Source organism: Rhodococcus sp. R1101, from assembly GCF_000278445.1.
Classification (GTDB): Bacteria; Actinomycetota; Actinomycetes; order Mycobacteriales; family Mycobacteriaceae; genus Rhodococcus; species Rhodococcus gordoniae.
Genome location: NZ_AJVB01000658.1, coordinates 1 through 1,742, shown reverse-complemented (window position 1 = coordinate 1,742; position 1,742 = coordinate 1). Strand labels below are relative to the sequence as shown.

The window sequence follows — 1,742 nt, the reverse complement described above, 5'->3', positions numbered from 1 at the left end:
GCTCGTCACGTCGGCGCACACTGGCGCACCCTTTCCGAGGTTCGGGGCAGCAGCGCACCGTTCTCCCCAGTCCTGACCGAATCTCTGCCACCGGCTGCGCGGCGCTGGATCGACCATGCGGTTGCCGACGGTACGCCGATGGCCGCTGCCGTACGACTGGAGATGTCCGGGCAGATCCGGCTCGGATCCTGGAAGCCGTTCACCGCCGTGCAAATTCTCGCTCCGGCGACAGGATTCATCTGGGCTGCGACCACCCGGATCGGCCCTGTTCCCGTATCGGGTTACGACCGTTTCACCGCCGGGGTCGGTGAGATGCGCTGGCGGATAGGAGGATTCATTCCGATCATGTCCGCCACCGGCCGGGATGTCAGCGACAGTGCGGCCGGCCGCCTGGCCGGAGAGAGCATCTTCGTGCCCACCGCTTTTCCCCTCGCGCGGTGGAGTGGCGACGAACTCCTCGCGTCCGCGACCTGGACAGTGGCGGGCCGACAGGAGACCGTACGCCTGGACATCGCCGAAGACGGGGCGCTGCGAGGACTGCGGATGCTGCGGTGGGGCGACCCCGAAGGGCAGGGATTCGGTCGGTACCCGTTCATCGTCACCGTCGAGGCCGAGCGCCGGTTCGGTGGCATGACCATCGCCTCGCGTATCGCCGCGAGGTGGGACACAGGTACCGGTTCGGACGGCGAGTTCTTTCGTGCGGAGATCACCGGAGCCCACTTCGCTTGACCGTCCGATACACCGGATCCGGCACGTGGGTCCATCCCGCGGCGCGCTCAGCCGATGGGCCACCCCGGAAGCCGCCGCGTGTCCTGCCACTCCCGGTGCCACTGGGAGATTCGATGCCGGTTCACAACGCCGTGAACTCCGAGCAGTGTGAGCACGCATCCGACGGTTTCGAGGATGAGGAATGCCAGTGCCGCACCCAGCGCAGCGATCGCGTTCTCGGTTCCGGTGCGGGGAGCAGGTATGTAGTCGCCCTTCTCGTCGACTCGGATGCGCACCGCCTCCCCTGTCTCGCCCCGGGAATCGAGACCCACCAGACCCGTGTGCTCGACGCCCTCCACCTCCCATCGCGCGAGAACCGGTTCGAGACGCGATGAATACTCGGCCATCGGGTCGCGCACCGCCACATCATCCGGATCGTCATCGAGAACGATCGCCGGCACCTGCCGCTCTTCGATCGCCTGCTGATGCGATCGTTCGGTCAGCTGCGCATACGAGTCGGTACCGATGACACCGGCGACAGGCACCAACAGCAGCATGATGGCGACCAGAAGCACCACCGCGACGGCCTCGAGGCGGTCACTGCCGCGCATGAGCGGGTTCGCGCTCCACGGCCGCAAGCGCCACCACCGAACCGCTGCCGTGTCTCCGCGGATCATCACACTCTCCGGGCATCGTGCTTCCGTCCTCAGTGTCGATCCTCCGCAACCGTCGTTGTAGAGCCGAAAGTCGCATCGCCGCTGGGCCCACCTGCAGGGATCGAGGGTTATCGGTAACGAACCGTCTCCCTGTGCGCAGTCTCAACGCGCCGCCGGAGGCGACTGCGGGTGGCCCCGCCTGTCGGCCGTCCACACCGGTTGCAGCATGTGCCAGTCGGCGGGATGCGCGGCGATACCGGCGGCAAACCGGTCGGCCAGGGACTGAGTCGTGGCCTGTACGCTTCCTGCGGTATCGATCGGCGCGTCGACATGGAATCCCCCAGCCGCCCGGAGTGAACCAGCAGTGCACCGGCAGCA

At 67.1% G+C, this 1,742-nt stretch carries 2 protein-coding genes and 1 pseudogene; 1 reads left to right on the top strand and 2 read right to left on the bottom strand.

All coding sequences use genetic code 11. The annotated features are described in order from the left end of the window. The first annotated feature begins 72 nt into the window (after positions 1-72). Entirely contained in the window at positions 73-729 is a 657-nt protein-coding gene (locus R1101_RS0122895; protein WP_332307020.1) for a DUF6920 family protein, read from the top strand. A 47-nt stretch (positions 730-776) separates the two neighbouring features. Here R1101_RS0122895 and R1101_RS0122890 read toward each other — a convergent pair whose 3' ends face one another. Both R1101_RS0122890 and R1101_RS29870 read right to left on the bottom strand, forming a co-directional pair. Beyond that, positions 777-1,385 (bottom strand): Rv1733c family protein, encoded by a 609-nt coding sequence (locus tag R1101_RS0122890; protein ID WP_016935529.1) that lies wholly within the window; start codon positions 1,383-1,385, stop codon positions 777-779. 141 nt (positions 1,386-1,526) lie between these two features. Further along, positions 1,527-1,742 (bottom strand): annotated as a pseudogene (locus R1101_RS29870) (LpxL/LpxP family acyltransferase); the annotation flags it as partial.

Coding starts and splice junctions, on each gene's coding strand:
- R1101_RS0122890 (WP_016935529.1), bottom strand. CDS start 1,385: ATGATCCGCGGAGACACGGCAGCGGTTCGGTGGTGGCGCTTGCGGCCG.